Below are 21,577 nucleotides of genomic sequence, written 5' to 3'. Positions count from 1 at the left end.
TTTCTTTTTTCAGATGAAGAACAACGTCATGGCAACAATACACGTAAGCGGAACTCAACTAGAACAGCCTAAAGCCAAAGTGCCACTGAATAAACTATTTCTCATTGCACTGGCGAGTCTATTTCTTGTGGCAATGCACTTTTTTATGGCGAATCCCGGCGGTGCTGGTTTAGCACTCTCTTTCAATCCGACCACTTGGATTGCCTTTTCCGTCTCGTGCGCCATTGGCTGTTACCAACTCGCCACCCAGCACCACTTACGCTACTCCAAACTGACGATTGGCCTGTTTATTTGTTGTCTCATCCTAACGCTGCCGTTGTTTTACGCCAATAGCGATTATAGCCAGTCCATCACTCGCCTCATCGGCTTATGGGCGGGTTTCGCCTTTTTCGTTTTACTGCAGCAGTTTCGTTTCAGTAACAAACATAAGCAGAGACTTTTGTGGCTGATTGTTCTCTCGGTCGTGCTCGAAGCGCTCTTGGGCTACTACCAAATGTTATGGCTCAAACCGGACAATTGGATGGGTTACAACACCATTTCGAATCGTCCGTATGGTATTTTCCAGCAGCCTAATGTCATGGCCAGCTTTCTTGCCACCGGATTCGTCCTGTCTGGTTATTTACTCGCAAGACAACCACATAAATACAACAAGCGTCTGAGCGAAATCTCTTTGCTCTATTGTGTGCCACTACTGACCGTGCCCCTTCTCGTCGTGCTCGCCTCGCGCACTGGTTGGCTTGCCTCAATTATCGCCCTGCTGCTTGTGCTTCCCTATCTCTATCGCTTCGGTACCAAGATTCGCTTTTGGGGATGGTTAGGTTCGGCCATTCTCGGTTTGTCTCTCTCCGTAGCATTGCTGCAAGTTGAAGAAACGAACCTTGTTAGCCAGAAGACTCACCTTAACGATGTTCGCTCCTATACCTTCCCACAAGCACTCGACATGCTGATAGAGAAGCCTTTTACTGGCTACGGTTACGGCAATTTTGAATCGGCTTACACCTTGTACACGGCAAGGCAGCACTTACTCAACAAGCAATATCCACCAGCACTTCCGGCGATGGATCATCCACATAACGAGCTACTCTATTGGGGTGTAGAAGGTGGGCTTGTTCCACTATTAGGGATTTTTCTCGCAGCCATCTTGGTATTGAACCGAATCTACAGTGCCAAGAAAGGCACGCGTTTAGCCATGTTTGCCTTGTTTGTGCCGATCGTACTGCACAGTCAACTGGAGTACCCCTTTTATCACTCTGCGGCACACTGGCTGATTTTCATCATACTCATCTATTGGGTTGATCAACGCGTTGCCAAAGTGAAAACGGTTGAATTTTCTGTCGTCAGTAAAACATTGCTACGAGTGGCCAGTTTGGTAACGCCAATTTTGACCACTTTTTATATGTTGAGTGCATTACACACTAACTACATTCTGACCAAGTTCGAAACCACACGACCAATCAATCCGGAGCTATTGCAACAAGTGACCAATCCCGTGGTGTGGAAAGATCGTTTCGACTGGGATGTCTACAGCACCTACCTCAACATTGGCTTAGCAACACAAGATGCTAAGCTGATTCAACCTTATATTGATTGGTCCCTTGACATTATTAAGACCAAGCCAAGACCAGCGTTTTATTCCAATTTGATCTTAGCCTACCAAGGGCTTGGCGATTTGAGTAAGGCAGAACAAGTAAAGGCGGAAGCTGAATTCCTCTTCCCTAAAAACGACTTCAGCAACATTCACTATCAACCACCGTCGGCGGCATTGTCTCACTCCGTGTCGTCCAGTCAGTAGTTTGTAATGAAATACAAAAGCGAAGCTCACCAGCTTCGCTTTTTTATCGTTAACTGACCAAAGATTATTGAGTGAGCGACTCTTCAAGCGCTCTTAAACATAACGCGACATTTTCCTCTCTCGCACCGTAACCCATCAAGCCTATACGCCACGCTTTACCCGCTAACGCTCCCAGACCAGCGCCAATTTCCAAGTTATAGGTTTCAAGCAAATGGCTACGCACTTTCGCTTCATCGATACCTTCAGGCACATAGATCGCGTTGAGTTGAGGCAAACGGTACTCTTCATCGACCACAAATTGGAACCCCAATTTTTCGAGACCCACTTTCAGCTTGTTGTGCATCTTTTCGTGCCGCGCCCAAGCGTTCTCCAGGCCTTCATTTTTCAGCATCAACAATGCTTCGTGCAGTGAATACAAACTGTTGACGGGTGCGGTATGATGATAACTGCGCTTGCCTGCTCCACTCCAATAACCTAATACTAAGCTTTGGTCTAAGAACCAGCTTTGCACGGGTGTTTTACGTGACTGAATTTTCTCAATGGCGGCAGAAGAAAACGTCACAGGAGCAAGACCCGGGACACAAGACAGACATTTTTGGCTACCGGAATAAACCGCATCCAGTAGCCATTCATCGACTTTAAGCGGAATACCTCCCAGCGAAGTGACCGTATCAACAATCGTCAGCACTCCATATTGTTTTGCTAATTTCCCCAGTGTCTCCGCATCACTTCTTGCGCCTGTCGATGTTTCTGCATGAACAAAAGCCAGAATTTTGGTATCCGGATGTTGCATTAAGGCCTGCTCGACCTTCTCAATCGAGACTGGTGTTCCCCACTCATCATCCACTAATATCGCCTCACCACCAGCGCGAATGACATTTTCACGCATGCGCTCACCAAACACGCCATTGCGGCAGACGATGACTTTATCTCCCGGTTCAATCAGGTTCACAAAGCACGCTTCCATTCCCGCACTGCCTGGCGCTGAGACCGCAATGGTAAAGTCATTCTTAGTTTGAAAGGCGTATTTAAGCAGTTGTTTGAGCTCATCCATCATCTGAATAAACAGCGGGTCCAAGTGCCCCACGGTTGGGCGGCTAAGTGCTTGTAATACTTGCGGGGAAATATCAGACGGTCCTGGCCCCATTAATATACGGCGTGGTGGAATAAAGCTTTGAATTGACATACCGGCTCCTTGCTAAGCGTGAAAAAGGTTAACGGACAGCGAAATCGTTTTAATGCAAATTATGTTTCTCCACACTAAAGCAAACGAGCAACGACAGCAATTAGCCGACAGTCTTAGAGGTCAAACCAGTGTCACAAATTTGTTAATAAAAACTTTCAATCACGATCGAATTAAGCGTTGACATTGGGGTGCGAAAAACGTTCAATGTTTAAGCTTTTTGCAGAAGAGGAGCACTGCCCAGGCAGATGTTTTGTGGAGCCGCAACTCCAACACAGAACATTCAGGGGGAGTAGTGCCGAGGTAGATCAAAATTGCAGGATTTGATCTGTCGGTTGACTTGGGTTGAGTCCCATCAACTGTCATCAGCTCAGCCTGATGAAGAGCTTCTGAGATGGATTTTCTGATTATTCAAACTGACCTCTCTAAACTGCTCTGCCCCTTTCCTCACCAAAACAAACATCGGATGTTGGATTACCAACGGTTAATATTTTTCGGAAGTTGTGGGAGAAATGCCGTGAGCGCATTAAATGTAGCAAAATTTGGTGGAACTAGTGTTGCAAACTTTGAGGCAATGAGCCGTTGCTCTGCCATTATTGAAAATAATCCAGACACGCGTTTGGTTGTGAGCAGCGCCTGTTCAGGTGTAACGAACTTGTTGGTTGAGTTGGCCAATGGGGTTCAATCACAGGATCGCCGAGCTGAGCTTTTGGCTCAGCTCGCGGGGATTCATGAAGCGATCCTGAATGAACTCAACGATGCTACCGCTGCCGCGACAGAGGTCTATGCCATTCTCGATACCATCGCAAGCCTTGCCGAGGCCGCCTCAATCCAAGCCAGCAATAAACTGACCGATCACTTAGTCGCGTGTGGTGAGCTGATGTCAACTCACATTCTTGCGCAACTGATGCGTGAACGTGGCGTCAATGCAATCCGTTTTGATATCCGTGACGTATTGCGCACAGATGATAATTTTGGCCGTGCAGAGCCCGATGTAGCGAAGATTGCACAACTCGCGCAAGAGAAACTGCTGCCACTTTGTAGTGACTACGTCGTCGTTACACAAGGATTTATCGGCTCTGATGAAGAAGGCAATACCACAACGTTAGGCCGCGGTGGCAGTGACTATAGTGCCGCTCTGATTGCCGAAGGCGTCAAAGCCACTGGCTTAGAAATATGGACGGACGTCCCGGGGATCTACACCACCGATCCACGTATTGCAGCGAAAGCGGCACCAATTCCAGAAATCAGCTTTGCAGAAGCATCTGAAATGGCCAATTTTGGCGCTAAAATTCTCCACCCATCGACCCTAGTGCCAGCGCTTCGTCACGATATACCTGTTTTTGTTGGCTCTTCTAAAGAACCAGAGAAAGGTGGAACTTGGATTCGCCACGAAGCGCAAAGCTCACCACTTTTCCGTGCATTGGCACTGCGCTGCAACCAAACCATGGTGACGTTACGCAGTGCGAAAATGTTCCACGCGTACGGATTTCTTGCCAAAGTGTTTGAAATTCTAGCGAAACACAAAATTTCGGTCGACTTGATCACCACATCGGAAATCAGTGTGTCACTCACGCTAGACAAAACGGACACATCTGGTGGTGCACCAGAGCTACCACAAGCCGCTCGTAAAGAACTGGAAGAGCTATGCACGGTCGAAGTTGAACACAATCTGTGTTTAGTGGCATTGATTGGTAACCATATGGAAACCAAGGGCTACGCAAAAGAAGTGTTCAGCACCTTAGGTGACTTTAACCTGCGAATGATCTGCTACGGGGCAAGTGATCACAACCTTTGCTTCTTAGTCGATGCACACGACTCGAAGAGCGTAATCCAGAAACTTCATCAAGATCTTTTTGAGCGATAAGCGCAACGACATACGACTCACGAAGAACAAAAATCCCTCGACATTGCGAGGGATTTTTCTCATGTTGATGTAGTCAATGAGTCACACTGACACTAGCAAACACAAGCACTCATTAAATACCTGAGCCATCTTGTTCCTTGTCTTCTTCATGTAGACCACACTCCCTTTTTAAACCAAAGAAGCGAGTTTCTTCCTCTGTCATTCCTGGTTCCCATTTTTTGGTCGTGTGTGTATCTCCTACCGATAGATACCCCTGCTCCCACAGAGGATGGTAAGAAAGACCATACTCCTGTAGGTAGTAGTGAACATCTTTGTTCGTCCAATCCACCACTGGCAAGAACTTAAACACACCGTTTTGAAGCGATAGTATAGGTAAGCCCGCACGTGATTGTGACTGTTCACGTCTTAGTCCTGAAAACCAAGTGCCGACTTGTAGCTCATTCAATGCTCGGCGCATGGGCTCAACTTTGTTGAGTTTGTTATAACGCTCTATGCCTTCAACCCCTTGCTCCCAAAGTTTGCCGTAGCGAGCTTCTTGCCAATTGGCACTTTCTAGAGCTCGATATACTTTGAGATTGAGGTTCAACGATGTCGTTAGCTCATCAATGAACTGGTACGTTTCCGGAAACAAATAGCCCGTGTCCGTTAAGATGATCGGAATGTCGGCTTTTTGTTGCGAAACCAAGTGCAGCATCACCGCCGCTTGAATGCCAAAGCTGGAAGAGACAGCAAATGTACCTTCTAAGTGAGTAAGCGCCCAAGCCACCCGCTCTTGCGCTGACAACTGTTCAAGCTCAACGTTAATTTCCGCCAAGCGGAGACTTTGCTCCGCTTTCGTTAACGTTTTTAGCTCTGATAGCTGCAGCTTTGAAGCAACAGAATCAAGCATAAAAATCCCTCTTAGAAATGATGACTTCTTCGACAATACCTGCACGTATCGTGAAATCACCAAAACACTCGCCATCCAAACGCTCGTTCGCCCAGCGGCCAACAAGCGCATCAATTTCTTCTAATATTTGCGTGTCGGTGATGTTCTCTTTATACATCTTCGGCACTCGTGTGCCACCACGGTTGCCACCAAGATGGAGATTGTAGCGACCAGGCGCTTTACCGACTAAGCCAATTTCCGCCAACATTGCACGGCCACAACCATTCGGACATCCCGTGACACGCAAAATAATGTTGTCTTCTTTCTCAAGGCCATGTTTTTCAAGAATGCCTTCCACATCAGTAACGAACTGAGGAAGAAAGCGCTCTGCTTCCGCCATGGCTAGCGGACAGGTAGGGAATGCCACACACGCCATCGAGTTCTTGCGCTGCTCGCTGACACCCTCATCCATCAAACCATGCTCTCGTGCCAACTTCTCAATCTTGGCTTTGTTGCTCTTAGAGACACCTGCCACAATTAAGTTTTGGTTGGCCGTCATACGGAAATCACCTTTATGAATTTTTGCGATTTCTGCCACACCAGTTTTTAGCGGCTTGCCGGGATAATCGAGTAAGCGACCATTTTCAATAAACAGGGTGAGATGGTGCTTACCATCAATTCCTTCAACCCAGCCAATGCGATCGCCACGTTCAGTGAACTCATAAGGGCGGCTAACCTCAAACTTAATGCCTGCACGCTTTTCCACTTCCGCTTTGAATACATCGGTACCCACACGATCCAAAGTGTACTTGGTTTTGGCATTTTTACGATTCGAGCGATTACCCCAATCGCGTTGAGTCGTCACAACAGCCGCGGCCACATCCAGCGTTTTCTCTAGTGGAATGTAACCGAAATCATCGGCACGACGTGGGTAAGTCGATGTATCACCATGTGTCATCGCCAAACCGCCGCCCACTAGCACGTTAAAGCCAATCAATTTGCCCTTTTCAGCAATCGCCACAAAATTGAGGTCGTTTGCATGAACGTCCACATCATTTTGCGGAGGGATCACAACGGTCGTTTTAAACTTACGCGGTAAGTAAGTTTTACCTAGGATCGGCTCATCGTCTTCCGTGGTTTCTACTTTTTCACCGTCTAACCAAATTTCGGCATACGCTTTGGTCTTAGGCAGTAAATGCTCACTGATTTTTTTCGCCCACTCGTACGCTTCTTGATGCAGCTCAGATTCAACCGGATTGGTGGTGCACAAGACATTACGGTTAACGTCACCAGCGGTAGCGATTGAATCAATACCAATACTGTTTAACGTTTGGTGCATTAGCTTAATGTTCGGCTTTAGCACACCGTGAAACTGGAACGTTTGACGCGTGGTCAGGCGAATGCTTCCATACAGAGAGTGCTCTGTCGCAAACTTATCAATCGCTAACCACTGTTTGGGCGTAATGATGCCGCCTGGCATACGAGCGCGCAGCATAACATTATGTAATGGCTCTAGTTTTTGTTTGGCACGCTCGTTACGAATGTCACGGTCATCCTGCTGGTACATGCCATGAAAACGAATCAACTGAAAGTTATCTGCGGTAAACCCACCGGTAATTCTGTCTTGCAGATCTTGCTCAATTGTTCCGCGTAGGAAATTGCTCTGGATTTTTAAACGCTCGTTATCAGACAGTTTTCCTAACTCTTCGCCTAATACAACCTGCTTATTATTTTCAGTAGAAAAAGTCATTAGTACACATCCCTTTGATAACGTTTTGCTTTACGTAAGTCGTTGATAAACTCTTCTGCATCATCTCGCGACATCTTACCTTCTTGTTCTGCCACAGCGACGAATGCCTGGTGGACATCTTTCGCCATTCGATTGGCATCACCACACACGTAGAGGTAAGCGCCCTCTTGAATCCACTGCCATACTTGCGCTGCGTTTTCCAAAATACGTTGTTGCACGTAGACTTTTTCTGCTTGGTCACGACTAAACGCCACATCAAGTTTCGTCAGCAAACCGGATTTCAAGTACTTCTGCCATTCAACTTGGTAGAGGAAATCTTGGGTAAACGTTCTGTCACCAAAGAACAGCCAGTTTTTACCTTCTGCACCACGGTTGTCGCGCTCTTGAATAAAGCTGCGGAATGGAGCAATACCGGTTCCAGGACCAACCATGATGACAGGAACATGGTCATCCGCAGGCAGCTTGAAGTTATTATTGTTTTCAACAAATACTTTGACGGATTCGCCTTCTTCGAGACGTTGAGCCAAATAACCAGAAGCGCCGCCAAAACGTTTCTCGCCTTTAACATCGTATTCGACTAAACAGACGGTGAGATGCACTTCTTCATCCACTTCCGTTTGGCTCGATGCGATAGAATACAAGCGTGGAGTCAGGCGACGCAGTAAGCCGAGCAGTTCATCCGCACTCAACTTGGTTTGTTTTTCTGCGAGCAAATCCACCAACTGAGTATTGCTCGCGTACTCGCGAAGCTTATCTTTCTCTTCCACCAGCTTTAGCAGTTTTTTACTACCTGAAAGCGTGGCAAACTTTTCCACTTGTTGCGGGTTAGAAGAGGTAATTTCAAACTTACTCACCAAGGCACTGTGAATCGACAGACTCTCACCATCCACATCCACGCTTTCAACGCCAGATAGGCCTACTTTGGCAAGAATTTGATTGGCTAACTCACCACTGTTTTCAAACCAAACGCCAAGCGCATCTCCTGGTTGATAAGTGATGCCTGAACCAGCAAGATCAATTTCTACATGGCGAACATCTTTGCCCGAATCACGACCTGTAATTTTTTGGCTCGAAAGCAATGTTGCTGCATAAGGATTTTGCTTGTTGTACAACGAAGGCGTATGGGATGCTTGTGCTACCGGTAATTGCACAACCTCAGCTTCAACACCAGAAGAAAGCGCCTCTTTGACTTTCTCTAACGCTTGCTTGCGCCACTGCGCTGCCGGGAGATCATAATCAACGTCACAATCGACACGTTCGATGAATGATTTTGCCCCCAATTTCGACAAGTAAGCATCAAAGTCTTTACCCGTCTGGCAGAAGAACTCGTAACTTGAGTCACCTAGGCCAATTACACCGTATTGTAGGTTTGGCAACTTCGGTGCTTTCTTAGATTGCAAGAACTCATGCAACTCGATGGCATTGTCTGGCGCTTCGCCTTCACCATTGGTTGAAGCCACGATGATAACGTGTGTTTCGTTCGCTAAGTTTTTGCCTTTGTAATCACTCGCATCAAACAATTGAACAGCGATACCTTCTGCTTTGGCCTCATGTTCGAGCGCTTCAGCGACCCCTTTCGCATTCCCTGTTTGAGATGCAAAAATAATCGTTAGCTTACCCGCAGGCTTAGCTGCCACGGCCGTCACTGCTTGAGCGATAGGTGAGACCGAAGACGGAACTGCGCTTTGTGATAATCCCCAAAAATAGCCGCTAACCCAAGCTAGCTGTTGAGGAGACAAATCTGAAATCTGTTGTAGTAGGTTAATCTGCTGATCATTAAGTGGGCTAGTTAAACCAGCCAATCCTGATGGAGTAGTGTTTCCTGATGACACTTTCTTTTGAGAAGACATAGTCACGACATCCCTATTCATTGCGTGACGATAGATTAACCACTCTTTTTAATAACAAGAAAGAATAGAAGTGAATGTTTTATAACTTTTTGGAAGTAAGCAATCATGCGTACTTAACGTGTTTCCACTCGGACTTGCTGAAAACCCACTGCCATCGCCGATTTGGACGCTTCATCCAAGTCCTGATATTGGCACTCCTCACCGTGACTGTCGGTCAGTAACACAAATCCTCCTCTTGCATGACGAAATTCGACAACCCAAGCCCCCTCTTGAATGGATGGTTCGATGATGGCTTCAATCAGCTGTTTTTCACGGTACAGATTTCGTAGTTCAGTAATAGTCATACCCTGCCCTTTCTGACTTTTGATGATGACATCAATAAGCATGGACGAAATTGCCATTAATGCGAAAAATTACCGATTTTTATAGACAACAAATATAAAAAAAGGCCGCTTATAACGAAGCGACCTTTTAGGATTCTCATTTATGCTTAGAAGCGATATTGCGCTCCCAAGAACCATCCGTGAGCAAAGATGAACGATTTACCCAAAGGGGACGCAAAGGTATCCGCCTCTAAATCAATCACTCGGTAGCCCGCACGAACAGCCACTTCAGAGTCTTCAAACGGCAATCGATACTGCATGCCTGCCATCAAATCTGTACTCTTGATGCCTTTGTTGTTACCAAAATTCATCTCACCAATCACATCAAAATTGGTCTTGGGTACGTTAATTTCACCATAGCCATACCATGCCCAAATCATTTCATCAAACGAGCGCGCACCCGCAGCTTCATTTGCACCGTTGAGGTATTTGGTATTGCCCAAATCACTAAAGGTAATCCCTGCGTCAAAATGCATCAGTTCATGCTCTAATAAGTTGAAGTAGAGGGTAAAATCAAGCTTATCAAATGCCATGTAATCGGCATCCACGGAAGAGTGACGAACTCGGAGATCTGGCAGATATTTTACGTCATGCTCAATAGAGGCGTAATAAACACCAGTGGCAGCGCGGTCACGCTCGACCTCATTGACTTTGGTTTTCGCATTCCAAAATTCGGCGCCTACCGTCGTCTTTACACCCGCTTGGCAAGTAGCAGAAAAAAAACCAGTTGATGCCAATAGCGCACAAACGGTAGCAATTTTATTACGCATAAGAGTAATACTCCGATTTTACTGAATTAACCTAGTATGAGCTGAGCGGTGATCCTATCACAATCTCAGCTCACACATTCAACAAAATCTCTATTCTCTAGGTTTAATACCTAGGCTGCGCAACGATGTGTTTAAAAAACCAAATCGCTAATGCGATAACAATTAACCAAGGCAATAATTTTAAAACGAAACCAAGCATACCCAGCAAGACCATCACAACCAACGCGATACCCGTTGCCACCAACACCGTCATCATAGTGATCCCTGTAACTAGAAGAGTTGCAGCAAACACCAAAATAAAAATCAGCTCTAACATCATCTATCTCCTTAATATTTTTCTTATACAGAGCAGATTTTGTACCAACTTTTCACACAGATATAACTATCTAATAAATAAAGAAAAAGCCCTAAACTAAAAAAGCAAAGGGCTTCACTATAAATGTATATAGGTAATTTTTACCACCTAGTGGTGAAAATTACACATCAAGATCTTGGGGAATTTTCGCTAACGCTTGCTGTAGCACTTCAATACCAGAGCCTGGTTTATGGGCATTTTCACTAATATGACGACGCCATTGACGCGCCCCAGGCATGTTTTGGAATAGCCCTAGCATGTGACGAGTCATATGACCAAGGTAAGCACCATTGGCAAGCTGCTGTTCGATGTAAGGATACATTTCTTCCACGATCTGACGTCGCTTCTTAATTGGTGCTTGGCTGCCAAATAACTCTTGATCAACCGATGCCAGCAAGTATGGGCTTTGATACGCTTCACGGCCGATCATCACGCCATCTAGATGCTGTAAGTGTTGTTTCGCTTCCTCTAAGGATTTGACACCACCATTAATCGCAATCGTTAAATGCGAAAAGTCTTTCTTTAGCTGGTAGGCTCGCGGGTAATCCAATGGAGGGATCTCACGATTCTCTTTCGGACTTAAACCACTTAGCCAAGCTTTGCGCGCATGGATCGTAAACTGCTCACAGCCACCTTTCTCTGACACAATCGAAATAAAGTCGGTGAGAAATTCGTAAGAGTCTTGATCATCGATACCAATACGGGTTTTTACCGTCACCGGAATATCCACAACCGCTTTCATTGCAGCGACACAATCGGCGACCAACTGAGGCTCAGCCATTAGACATGCGCCAAAACGTCCATTCTGAACTCGATCCGACGGGCAACCCACATTCAGGTTAACTTCATCATAGCCTCGCTCTGCAGCCAACTTGGCACAGGTCGCGAGATCTTGGGGATTCGAGCCGCCTAATTGCAACGCGACAGGATGCTCTTCTTGGTTATAAGCGAGGAAGTCCCCTTTTCCATGAATAATCGCCCCAGTCGTAATCATTTCGGTATAGAGCAAGGTTTCTTTCGTCATCAACCGATGAAAATAGCGACAATGGCGATCGGTCCAATCGAGCATTGGAGCCACCGAAAGGCGACAAGAGTGAGTCATAAGCATTTACCTTAACAACAAAGGAGCAAAACCAGTTCGCATAAGTAACGACGCAAAAACCCAGTTTTTGCACGGTTAATTATTCGAGTTAGCTTTATATCAAAAATTTGGTCCGATATTGTAATGGTTCATGTAAGGATGCGCTACACTCGCTTTACCTGAGCTAGGTTTCGTTTTATTGTGGAGCGAACACTGACCGTTTGTGACAAAGATAAAAGCTTATTTGGATTTTTATCGGTTTCTCAACGATCTTCGTATAGAAATAGTTTATTATTAAGAAAGTCCAATAAGTATGGTGAAAGATTTGGACCAGACACTAGTTGAGCAAATAGAAGGCATATGTTCGGCACGAGGAGTCCGACTGACTCCGCAACGTAAACGCGTTTTTGAACTAATTTGTTCAAACTCCAGAGCTTCCAGTGCATATGAGTTATTGGAGCAGCTCAAGGAGAGCGAACCTCAAGCCAAACCTCCTACCGTCTATCGCGCTTTAGAATTTTTAATGGAGCAGGGCTTTATTCATCGAGTTGAATCGAACAACAGTTTTATCTCCTGCTGCTCTTGCAACACTAACCAACATTTTTTCCAATTGCTGATTTGTGATAAATGTGGGGATGTCGTTGAACTTCAGGATGATACACTGATATCCTTGTTGGCCAATAATGCTGAGAAATACGGCTTTAAGTTGACCAATCAAGTGATCGAAACTCACGGTACCTGTAAAACTTGTCTCTCAGAGTGAAAGAATCAAGATATAGAAGAACGTTATGCGCGCTGAATTTGTAAACCCGTTTTTAGCTTCTTTAATGAATGTTCTAAAAACGATGGCTTCACTGGAATTGAAGCCTCAGAAACCACGAATCAAAAAAGATGAGATCGCCCGTGGTGATGTTTCTGGCCTTATTGGTATGATCGGCCCGCAGACGCGTGGCTCGATGTCGATTACCTTTGATGAAGCGCTTGCGCTTGAAATCATGCAAAACATGCTGGGTGAACGACCAAATGGACTGAACGAAGAAGTGACTGATATGGTGGGTGAAATCACCAATATGGTAACGGGTGGAGCAAAACGTATTCTAGCGGAAAGCGGATTTGATTTTGATATGGCCACGCCTGTAGTCGTTTCTGGTAAAGGGCATACCATTCGTCATAAATGTGAAGGTTCGATCATCATCATGCCTTTCTCTTCTCAATGGGGTAACGCCTTTATCGAGATCTGTTTCGAATAGTTTAAAGGCGCTGACTGACGTCAGCGCCTTTTCTTTTCACTGAAGAATTATCCGATATTGAATGCTTCAATATCGGATTTTTTCTTTAGCCGTTGATATTCGGTCCCAACCATTTTTCGGCTTCCAAGAGATCCCAACCTTTACGCTCAGCATAGCTTTCCACTTGGTCTTGCTGAATTTGTGCGATGGCAAAATAACGAGAATCGGGATGAGAGAAATACCATCCTGATACCGAAGCTCCCGGCCACATCGCGTAACTGCTGGTGAGTGACATGCCAATGGTCTCTTCTACGTTAAGCAGTTCCCATAACGGCCCTTTCTCGGTGTGCTCTGGACAGGCAGGGTAACCTGGCGCAGGACGAATCCCCTGGTATTTCTCACGGATCAGTTCTTCGTTTGAAAGGTTTTCATCGGCAGCATAGCCCCAAATTTCTTTACGGACACGTTCATGCAGATACTCTGCAAAAGCTTCCGCTAGACGATCGGCAACCGCTTGAATCATGATGGCGTTGTAGTCATCACCCTGTGCTTTGAACTGATCTGCGAGCTCACGCTCGTTCACCCCACCAGTCACAGCAAAAGCGCCGATCCAATCTTTTTTACCACTCTCTTTTGGCGCAACGTAATCTGACAAACAGTAGTTCGCCCCTTTGGGTTTCTCCGTCTGTTGACGAAGATTGTGCAACACTTTCGCCACTTGAGTGCGAGACTCATCGGTATAGACTTCAATGTCATCACCAACACTTGCCGCAGGAAACAGGCCACACATACCACGTGCCTTGAGTAACCCTTCTTGTTCGATACGATCTAGCCACTCATTGGCATCTTCAAATAGACGCTTCGCCTCTTCACCCACCTCTTCATGCTCAAAAATCGTTGGGTATTTGCCCACCAATGACCAGGTGAGGAAGAATGGTGTCCAGTCTATGTATTGGCGTAACGTCGCCACGTCAAAGTCATCAAACACGTGTACACCAGGCTGACTAGGTGCAGGAGGCGTGTAGCTTTGCCAATCAATTGCCACCTTGTTCGCACGTGCCGCTTCTAACGTCACCGGCTTAGTACGCGGCTTCTTGCGATTATGCTGATCGCGAACCAACTCATAATCGGCCTGCAGGCGTTCAACAAACGCAGGACGCAGCTCATCAGAGAGTAACGAGGTACAAACCCCGACTGCGCGAGAGGCGTTATTTACGTATACAACAGGATGTGAGTAATTTTGTTCAATCTTCACCGCGGTGTGCGCTTTTGATGTGGTCGCGCCGCCAATCAACAATGGCAAATCAAAGCCAAGGCGCTCCATCTCTTTGGCTACGTGCACCATTTCATCGAGTGATGGGGTAATCAAACCAGACAGGCCGATAATATCGACTTGCTGCTCTTTCGCGACTTTCAAAATCTGTTCACACGGCACCATCACACCGAGATCGATGATCTCGTAGTTGTTACATTGCAGTACCACTCCAACAATGTTTTTGCCGATGTCGTGTACATCCCCTTTCACCGTCGCCAATAGGATCTTGCCGTTCGAAGAACCTGCTTGTTTGGACGCATTGATGAAGGGTTCCAAGTGAGCCACCGCCTGCTTCATGACGCGTGCGGATTTCACCACTTGTGGTAAGAACATTTTGCCCTCACCAAACAGATCGCCCACCACGTTCATGCCGTCCATCAGAGGACCTTCAATCACTTCCAGTGGTTTGCTGGCATTTAAGCGCGCTTCTTCGGTGTCCTCGACGATGAATTCGGTAATTCCCTTAACCAAAGCATGCTCAAGACGTTTCTCGACAGACCAAGTACGCCACTCCAATGCCGACGCGTCTTCTTGCTTGCCCACGGCATTTTCACGGTACTCTTCGGCAATCTCCAGCAAACGCTCAGTGGCATCGTCGCGGCGGTTCAGTACAACATCTTCGACCGCTTCACGTAACTTTTCAGGCACGTTGTCATAAATTTCGAGCTGGCCAGCATTCACGATGCCCATGTCCATCCCGTTCTTAAAACAGTGGTAAAGGAACACAGCGTGTATCGCTTCACGGACGTAATTGTTACCACGGAATGAGAAGGAAACGTTCGATACCCCGCCAGAAATCATTGCATGCGGAAGATCGCGTTTGATGTCAGCCACCGCTTCAATAAAGTCGACCGCGTAGTTGTTGTGTTCATCAATGCCCGTTGCAACAGCGAAAATGTTGGGGTCGAAGATGACATCTTCCGGTGGGAAACCGACTTCATCGACCAAAATACGATAGGCTTTGGTACAAATCTCCAGTTTGCGTTCACGCGTATCCGCTTGGCCGACTTCATCAAATGCCATCACGATCACCGCAGCGCCATAACGACGAATCAGCTTCGCCTGTTCGACAAACTTCTCTTTCCCCTCTTTGAGAGAAATAGAGTTCACGATGCCCTTGCCTTGAATGCACTTTAGGCCAGCCTCGATCACTTCCCATTTAGAGGAGTCGACCATGATCGGCACTTTGGAGATTTCTGGTTCAGATGCACATAGGTTAAGGAAACGCACCATGCACGCTTCTGCATCGAGCATCCCTTCATCCATGTTGATGTCGATGATTTGCGCACCGTTTTCAACTTGCTCACGCGCAACGTCCAACGCTTCATCATACAGCTCTTCTTTGATCAAGCGTTTAAAGCGTGCAGAACCAGTAACGTTAGTACGCTCACCCACGTTAACAAAAAGGGTATCTTTGGCAATAGTCAGCGGTTCTAAGCCCGATAAGCGACAGGCAACTGGAATCTCAGGCAACACGCGAGGACTCACCCCTTCCACCGCCATTGCCATATGGCGAATATGTTCTGGCGTGGTGCCACAACAACCACCAATCAGGTTGAGAAAACCACTTTGCGCCCACTCTTTGACGTGTTCCGCCATCTCTTCTGGAGAGAGATCGTACTCACCAAAGGCATTCGGCAAACCCGCGTTCGGGTGAGTAGAAACAAACGTTTCAGAAATTCGAGAAAGCTCTTCAACATAAGGGCGCAGTTCATCGGGCCCAAGTGCACAGTTTAAGCCGAAAGAGATCGGACGTACGTGACGAAGAGAGTTGTAAAAAGCTTCCGTCGTCTGACCGGAAAGCGTTCGACCTGAGGCGTCGGTGATGGTGCCCGAAATCATGACAGGGAGTGCGAAGCCTAATTCTTCAAACACCGAATCCACTGCAAAAGCACACGCTTTCGCGTTCAAGGTATCAAAAATAGTTTCAATGAGAATGAGATCAGAACCACCGCGGATAAGCGCACGAGTCGATTCAGAATACGCCTCGACTAGCTCATCAAAGCTGACGTTGCGATAACCCGGGTCGTTTACATCTGGCGAAATGGAACAAGTACGGTTGGTTGGACCAAGTACCCCCGCAACATAGCGCGGTTTCGCGGGATTTTTGGCCGTCCACTCATCCGCAGCTTCGCGTGCTAACTTCGCGGCAGCAAAGTTAATCTCTTCGCTCAGGCTTTCCATATCGTAGTCGGCCATTGCGATGGTGGTGGCGTTAAAGGTGTTGGTTTCAAGAATATCGGCACCCGCTTCTAGATAGGCATGATGAATTTCTTTAATCAACTGTGGCTGAGTTAGCACCAGTAAGTCGTTATTGCCTTTTAAATCGCTATGCCAATCAGCAAAACGCTCACCACGATAATCTTGTTCCTGCAACTTATAGCCCTGGATCATGGTGCCCATACCACCATCAATCAACAAGATTCTCTGTTTTAGTTGCGCTTCAATCTGCGCTCTGATTTGACTTCCCACAGTACCGCCTCATTCCTTTTTCTAATGTTGACATCCTATCACACAACACTCAGGAGTCTAGACGTCTAAAAATACTAATTTTGACTATTTTGCCTGCAATCCTCTTGGACTATTTTACTAGGAAAAAGAGATTGCTATTTACTCATCAAACGAGGAGAATTTCGTTCACAAATTGTTACAAATAGAGAACTGTATGTCGGTCTACTATACTCTCTGCTTTCTATCCGCTGCAGCAATGTTGATTGCTTTTGTAAACAGCAAGATAGGCAAAATGCAGACTACCATCGCGATTACCGCGGGTTCAATGGTGCTCTCATTACTTATTTTAATTGCTGGTCAGAACAACTGGTTCCACTTAACTGAAATCGCCACACAAACCATGTCGAGCATCGACTTTGAAGATTTCCTCCTCAAAGGTATTTTGGGCTTCTTATTGTTTGCCGGTGGTTTAGGTATCAAACTACCCAACCTTAAAGACCAAAAATGGGAAATTACCGTGTTGGCGCTAGGTGCGACACTTTTCTCTACTTTCTTTATTGGTTTTGCTCTGTATGGCATTTGCCAGCTCATTGGTATTCAGTTTGATCTGATTTACTGCCTGCTTTTCGGTGCACTCATTTCACCGACCGACCCGATAGCCGTTTTGGCTATCGTGAAAAAACTCAAGGCACCTCGTAGAATCTCAACGCAAATTGAAGGGGAATCACTATTCAATGATGGTTTTGGCCTTGTGATTTTTGTGACCTTGTTTACCATCGCATTTGGCCACGAAACACCCACGGTAGGCAGCGTTACCATGTTGTTTATCCAGGAAGCCATCGGCGGTATTTTGTATGGTTTCGCATTGGGGTTACTCTTCCATTATCTTATCTGTGCCACTGATGACCACTCAATGGAGCTACTACTCACCATTGGCATCCCAACGGCAGGTTATGCTTTTGCAGAAGTGCTCCATGTTTCTGGTCCATTAGCAATGGTGGTCTCTGGCATTATGATTGGTAACTGGACACGCTTTATCGGCTTCTCTAAAGAGAGTGAAGATCATCTCGATCATTTCTGGGAGCTCGTCGATGAGTTTCTCAACGGTGTACTTTTCCTTCTGATTGGTATGTCGATGTTGCTATTTAAATTCCATCAAGAGGACTGGATTTTGATGGCCATCGCTATTCCACTGGTCTTAATCGCTCGTTACCTCAGCGTATTTTTGTCCTATATCGGCTTTAAACGCTTCCGCCAATACAATCCATGGTCAATTAAAATCCTCACTTGGGGCGGATTGCGCGGTGGTTTAGCCTTAGCGATGGCACTCTCAATTCCATCGGGTATCTGGGTTATTCCAGATAAGCTCATCGACGTGAAAGAGATTATTCTGGTGATGACCTACGCGGTGGTGGTTTTTTCAATATTGGTTCAGGGTTCAACCATCACTCCAATGATTGAGAAAGCGAAAAAAGCACAAGTCGATTTTGAAGAACAACACAAAACAGAACCGGAAAGCAAAGTAAACCAACAATCGCTCTCCTCATAACAATAAAGGGCTGGTAACAGCCCTTTCCTTTATTACACGACCATCTTCACTGTGGCGCTATCACACAGTTTCGGCCATGGTTTTTAGCACTATATAGCCCCTCATCGGCCATTTTCATTAAAATTTCAAATGGCGTATCCAGCTCACTTGAAGAGAGGCTTGCTAAACCAATGCTGATCGTCATGTTTAAGGCCTGTTGGTCATAGAAGATCTGCATACCTTCCACAACCTGCCGCAAACGATCGGCCACTTGGTAGGCTTCTTTACCGCCTAACCCTGGTAGTACAACAGCAAACTCTTCCCCGCCTAAACGTCCGACAAAATCAATTTCACGTATCGATTTCTGAATGAGTTTGACCAGCTCCACCAAAACAATATCGCCAGCCGCGTGGCCATAAGTATCGTTAAAACGTTTAAAGTAGTCGATATCCAGAATGAGGAGTGATAGAGCACACTCCCTACGCTTGCACGTTTTGATCGACTTCTCTGCTTGTTCCATAAAGCTGCGACGGTTTAATGCCCCTGTTAGCGGGTCCGTTGCTGCGAGGCTACGTAGCATCTCTTCCAACTGCTTCCGTTCACTAATGTCCGTAATCGAGATAATGACCATGGCTTTCCCTTCAAACACTATCTTGCTAAAGGCCATTTCTACCGGAATATCTCGACCATCAGGCAGCATCAGCATTAAATCTAAACGTTGGATGTCTGTCATGGTTTGGTCATAAAGTGCCTTATCAACAAACTGTTTAAACACTGCCCTATATTGAATAGAAATATACTCCATTGGATGCTGATTCATCAGCTCTTGCTTACTCATACCAAACAAATGACAAAGAAAGTCATTGCTCATCAACACATTGAGTCTGGGATTGCATATTAAGATACCAATCGGCGCAGAGTTGACGAGTTGTTGCAGCTGCTTCTCAGAGCGTTTTGATTGTTGCAGACGTTGATTCTGCATCTCTTCTAATTTCTTACGTAAGTAGATGTCTTGTAAGACCAGCAGCCAGCGCTGTTGACTAATGGCCGTCAGATTGGCCTTGACCAAGTATTGGTGACCATTGAAATGCAGAGCGACATCCCTGCTTCGTTTGGTTGTGTGTTGGTGGTCTTGTAAAAAAGCGTACAGTTCAGGAGATTGCTGGACAAACGGAAGTTCAAAAAGCTGATCGGTTTTACATTCTGCGCTAATCAGTGGGGGGTCGAAAGAGCCAACTCGGATATCCCGTACAACACCCTCTTTGTCAATCCACAAGCTCATGTCGGGCAGAGAGTCCAAAATGGTGTTTAAGGTACGGTTACGATGGTTTAATTCTTCACTGCTGATGTCTAGTGAACGCTCTAAAATGGTTAATTGCTCGGAAAATGCATCATAACCAGACTCCACCAAACCAATCAGTTGCTGCAACTTAGGGTCATCGGGAAGCCCGTTGGGAAACACTTTCCTAAGTTGTCTTTGCAGCAAACGATGCATACTAAAACTCCCTAAAAGTCGTGATCGTCATCGTTTGGTTATGCAATTCAGACTTTCCGTTTTTATCAACGGGGGCAATTTCACCATACGAATAGAAGCCACAGATGACCGCATTCTCGCCCAACTCATCATGGACCGCTTCCACCTCATCTTCGGCTAGCTGCCTGAGAAGTAATTTTCGCCCGACACAACTAATCAAAATCGCGACAATTGGCGCTTGGCTCTCTTCGTCATGGCATAAGCTCGCCGCTAAACGTGCCCCATCGATCAAAGAATCCGAACTGGCTCTCATCAGTTTCGCCGATACACCTTTAGGGATATTACCCGCAAATGTGATGGTTCCATCATGCTCATTGGTGGCAAGTAATGTTCTGACCAGTTTCAAGTTTTTCTCAGGCAAGGTGATTTCTAGAGGAAAACGTAACCCACTCGCGGGCAACTCATCAGCAAGGTCACCAAGATAGGCCTTATAAATGTCTAATGCATTTTGGTCATCGAGTTCATAAAGCACATTATCTTTCGCCCTTGTGACCTTCCTTTCCATACCAAATGGGCACCAGCCACCTCTCGAGCCGAAACGAATGTCTAGAGATTCACCATATAAGCCTAGTGCGGCCACAACCCCAGATTCCGTCTTGACTCCTGAAGTGACAAAAGTCTGCGAAAAATGCTCACCATCGCCCGCTAGCCCCCCTGTCACCTGCACATATGATGGCAAAACACTACGGAATCCTTCGACTAAATAACCGCCATTAACTAACAGGCCATCGCTCAAAACAAAAACATGCTTAAGATCATCCCCTCGAGAAACCAATTGCTCACTGAGACTTTTACCAAGCACAAAACTATCCCCAGAAAATGTTGCGATAGACTCACAGACCTGCTCTATTCTTGATTTTTCAAAAGCGACAATGGTCGCGACCAAAGAGCCATCCAAGATTGTGTTGTCTAACATTTCCCCAGCGGTTGAACAGCCAAGGATTTTGGAGCGAGGCATGGCTTGATGAAGTAGATTGATCGCTTGAGAATGCTGAGTACCAAAGGCCAGAACGAGCGTTGAATCGGAATCTAATCGTGTGACAGTAGAAAGGTTTTGCCAAGAGTCCTCCCGCCAAATGATCTGTGCACTTTTCATAATCCCGCGCTCCTTAGCCTACTTACTTAAAGTTAGTTGCTTTTAAGGAGCATTCAAGACCAGTTGATGTGGTGAACATTTTTTAATCAAGATTATGCTCAGTGTGACGAACACATCTTGTGGTGCCACATACTCTCTTTTCGTGATAACTCACTGTACATCGGCCTTCGTATAGAACAAGTTCAAATAATTATTGACCAATACCAAGCGGCTAAGGGGGCTCATTGTTTCTTTGAAGCAGGGTTGATTCGCTATGCGTGATGATGACTGAACAAAAGGTCGGTTTTCATTGGATGATAGAAAAACAGCGACTGATGCGATTACTCCGAAATAATATCAAAGAAAACCCATCCGATATGAAACAACACACCCAAGTGAAAATTTCTTCTTATAGTGAACGTAAATTTATTTTCCACCTTAAAATAAATTCATGAATAATAAATCAGAGAAAAATATTCGCTTTGATGAAAATATTGTTAACTTGCCATTTTCAATTTAAACACCAAATAAAAACAATTAACCAAA

General features: G+C 45.9%; 16 protein-coding genes and 1 riboswitch. Of the genes, 5 read left to right on the top strand and 11 right to left on the bottom strand.

The features are described from left to right. Positions 1-28: 28 nt before the first annotated feature. Positions 29-1,792 (top strand): PglL family O-oligosaccharyltransferase, encoded by a 1,764-nt coding sequence (locus LZU85_RS16690; protein ID WP_237287844.1) that lies wholly within the window; start codon positions 29-31, stop codon positions 1,790-1,792. Between the two features lie 64 nt (positions 1,793-1,856). Here LZU85_RS16690 and LZU85_RS16685 read toward each other — a convergent pair whose 3' ends face one another. Beyond that, complete coding sequence (locus LZU85_RS16685; protein ID WP_237287843.1) at positions 1,857-2,978, bottom strand: pyridoxal-phosphate-dependent aminotransferase family protein; 1,122 nt, start codon at positions 2,976-2,978, stop codon at positions 1,857-1,859. Positions 2,979-3,193: 215 nt separating this feature from the next. Next, positions 3,194-3,372: riboswitch (Lysine riboswitch) on the top strand. Positions 3,373-3,492: 120 nt separating this feature from the next. Here LZU85_RS16685 and lysC point away from each other — a divergent pair. Continuing rightward, positions 3,493-4,842 carry a lysine-sensitive aspartokinase 3 gene (gene lysC / locus LZU85_RS16680; protein ID WP_237287842.1) on the top strand — a complete coding sequence of 450 codons (1,350 nt, stop codon included), beginning with the start codon at positions 3,493-3,495 and terminating at the stop codon, positions 4,840-4,842. 112 nt (positions 4,843-4,954) lie between these two features. Here the strand turns inward: lysC and LZU85_RS16675 are convergent, their stop codons facing one another. From LZU85_RS16675 to dusA, 7 genes are all read right to left on the bottom strand, one after another. After that, a complete protein-coding gene (locus LZU85_RS16675) occupies positions 4,955-5,731 on the bottom strand; it encodes a phosphoadenylyl-sulfate reductase (protein ID WP_237287841.1) in 777 nt (258 codons plus the stop codon). Next, on the bottom strand, positions 5,724-7,460 hold the full coding sequence (cysI, locus tag LZU85_RS16670; RefSeq protein ID WP_237287840.1) for an assimilatory sulfite reductase (NADPH) hemoprotein subunit: 1,737 nt from the start codon (positions 7,458-7,460) through the stop codon (positions 5,724-5,726). Before cysI ends, LZU85_RS16675 begins: the two co-directional genes overlap by 8 nt. Further along, entirely contained in the window at positions 7,460-9,331 is a 1,872-nt protein-coding gene (locus LZU85_RS16665) for an assimilatory sulfite reductase (NADPH) flavoprotein subunit (protein ID WP_419795980.1), read from the bottom strand. Before LZU85_RS16665 ends, cysI begins: the two co-directional genes overlap by 1 nt. A 92-nt stretch (positions 9,332-9,423) precedes the next feature. Then, complete coding sequence (locus LZU85_RS16660) at positions 9,424-9,654, bottom strand: hypothetical protein (protein WP_130197694.1); 231 nt, start codon at positions 9,652-9,654, stop codon at positions 9,424-9,426. Positions 9,655-9,800: 146 nt separating this feature from the next. After that, a complete protein-coding gene (locus LZU85_RS16655) occupies positions 9,801-10,463 on the bottom strand; it encodes a TIGR04219 family outer membrane beta-barrel protein (protein ID WP_237287837.1) in 663 nt (220 codons plus the stop codon). A 103-nt stretch (positions 10,464-10,566) separates the two neighbouring features. After that, positions 10,567-10,779 carry an envelope stress response protein PspG gene (pspG, locus tag LZU85_RS16650; RefSeq protein ID WP_237287835.1) on the bottom strand — a complete coding sequence of 71 codons (213 nt, stop codon included), beginning with the start codon at positions 10,777-10,779 and terminating at the stop codon, positions 10,567-10,569. A gap of 160 nt (positions 10,780-10,939) precedes the next feature. Further along, the gene (gene dusA, locus LZU85_RS16645; protein WP_237287831.1) at positions 10,940-11,920 is read right to left on the bottom strand and encodes a tRNA dihydrouridine(20/20a) synthase DusA; all 981 of its coding nucleotides are present in this window, start codon (positions 11,918-11,920) and stop codon (positions 10,940-10,942) included. Between the two features lie 292 nt (positions 11,921-12,212). Here dusA and zur point away from each other — a divergent pair, with 292 nt between their 5' ends. Beyond that, positions 12,213-12,662 (top strand): zinc uptake transcriptional repressor Zur, encoded by a 450-nt coding sequence (gene zur, locus LZU85_RS16640; protein ID WP_176298949.1) that lies wholly within the window; start codon positions 12,213-12,215, stop codon positions 12,660-12,662. A gap of 25 nt (positions 12,663-12,687) precedes the next feature. Further along, positions 12,688-13,149, top strand: coding sequence for a chemotaxis protein CheX (locus LZU85_RS16635; RefSeq protein WP_176298948.1), 462 nt, complete (start codon positions 12,688-12,690; stop codon positions 13,147-13,149). An 85-nt stretch (positions 13,150-13,234) separates the two neighbouring features. Here the strand turns inward: LZU85_RS16635 and metH are convergent, their stop codons facing one another. Continuing rightward, positions 13,235-16,915 (bottom strand): methionine synthase, encoded by a 3,681-nt coding sequence (gene metH / locus LZU85_RS16630; RefSeq protein WP_237287829.1) that lies wholly within the window; start codon positions 16,913-16,915, stop codon positions 13,235-13,237. Between the two features lie 193 nt (positions 16,916-17,108). On the opposite strand from metH, the gene LZU85_RS16625 reads away from it, so the two are divergent. Continuing rightward, positions 17,109-18,443, top strand: coding sequence for a cation:proton antiporter (locus tag LZU85_RS16625; protein WP_237287827.1), 1,335 nt, complete (start codon positions 17,109-17,111; stop codon positions 18,441-18,443). Between the two features lie 46 nt (positions 18,444-18,489). Here LZU85_RS16625 and LZU85_RS16620 read toward each other — a convergent pair whose 3' ends face one another. Both LZU85_RS16620 and LZU85_RS16615 read right to left on the bottom strand, forming a co-directional pair. Continuing rightward, positions 18,490-19,917: a sensor domain-containing diguanylate cyclase gene (locus LZU85_RS16620; protein WP_237287826.1), complete on the bottom strand. Its 1,428-nt coding sequence runs from the start codon at positions 19,915-19,917 to the stop codon at positions 18,490-18,492. A gap of 1 nt (position 19,918) precedes the next feature. Then, positions 19,919-21,052 carry an FIST signal transduction protein gene (locus LZU85_RS16615; RefSeq protein WP_237287824.1) on the bottom strand — a complete coding sequence of 378 codons (1,134 nt, stop codon included), beginning with the start codon at positions 21,050-21,052 and terminating at the stop codon, positions 19,919-19,921. Positions 21,053-21,577 lie beyond the last annotated feature (525 nt).

Source organism: Vibrio floridensis, assembly GCF_021852965.1.
GTDB classification, from domain to species: Bacteria; Pseudomonadota; Gammaproteobacteria; order Enterobacterales; family Vibrionaceae; genus Vibrio; species Vibrio floridensis.
The sequence above is the reverse complement of the archived record's forward strand: the minus strand, read 5'-3'. Positions and strand labels throughout refer to the sequence as shown.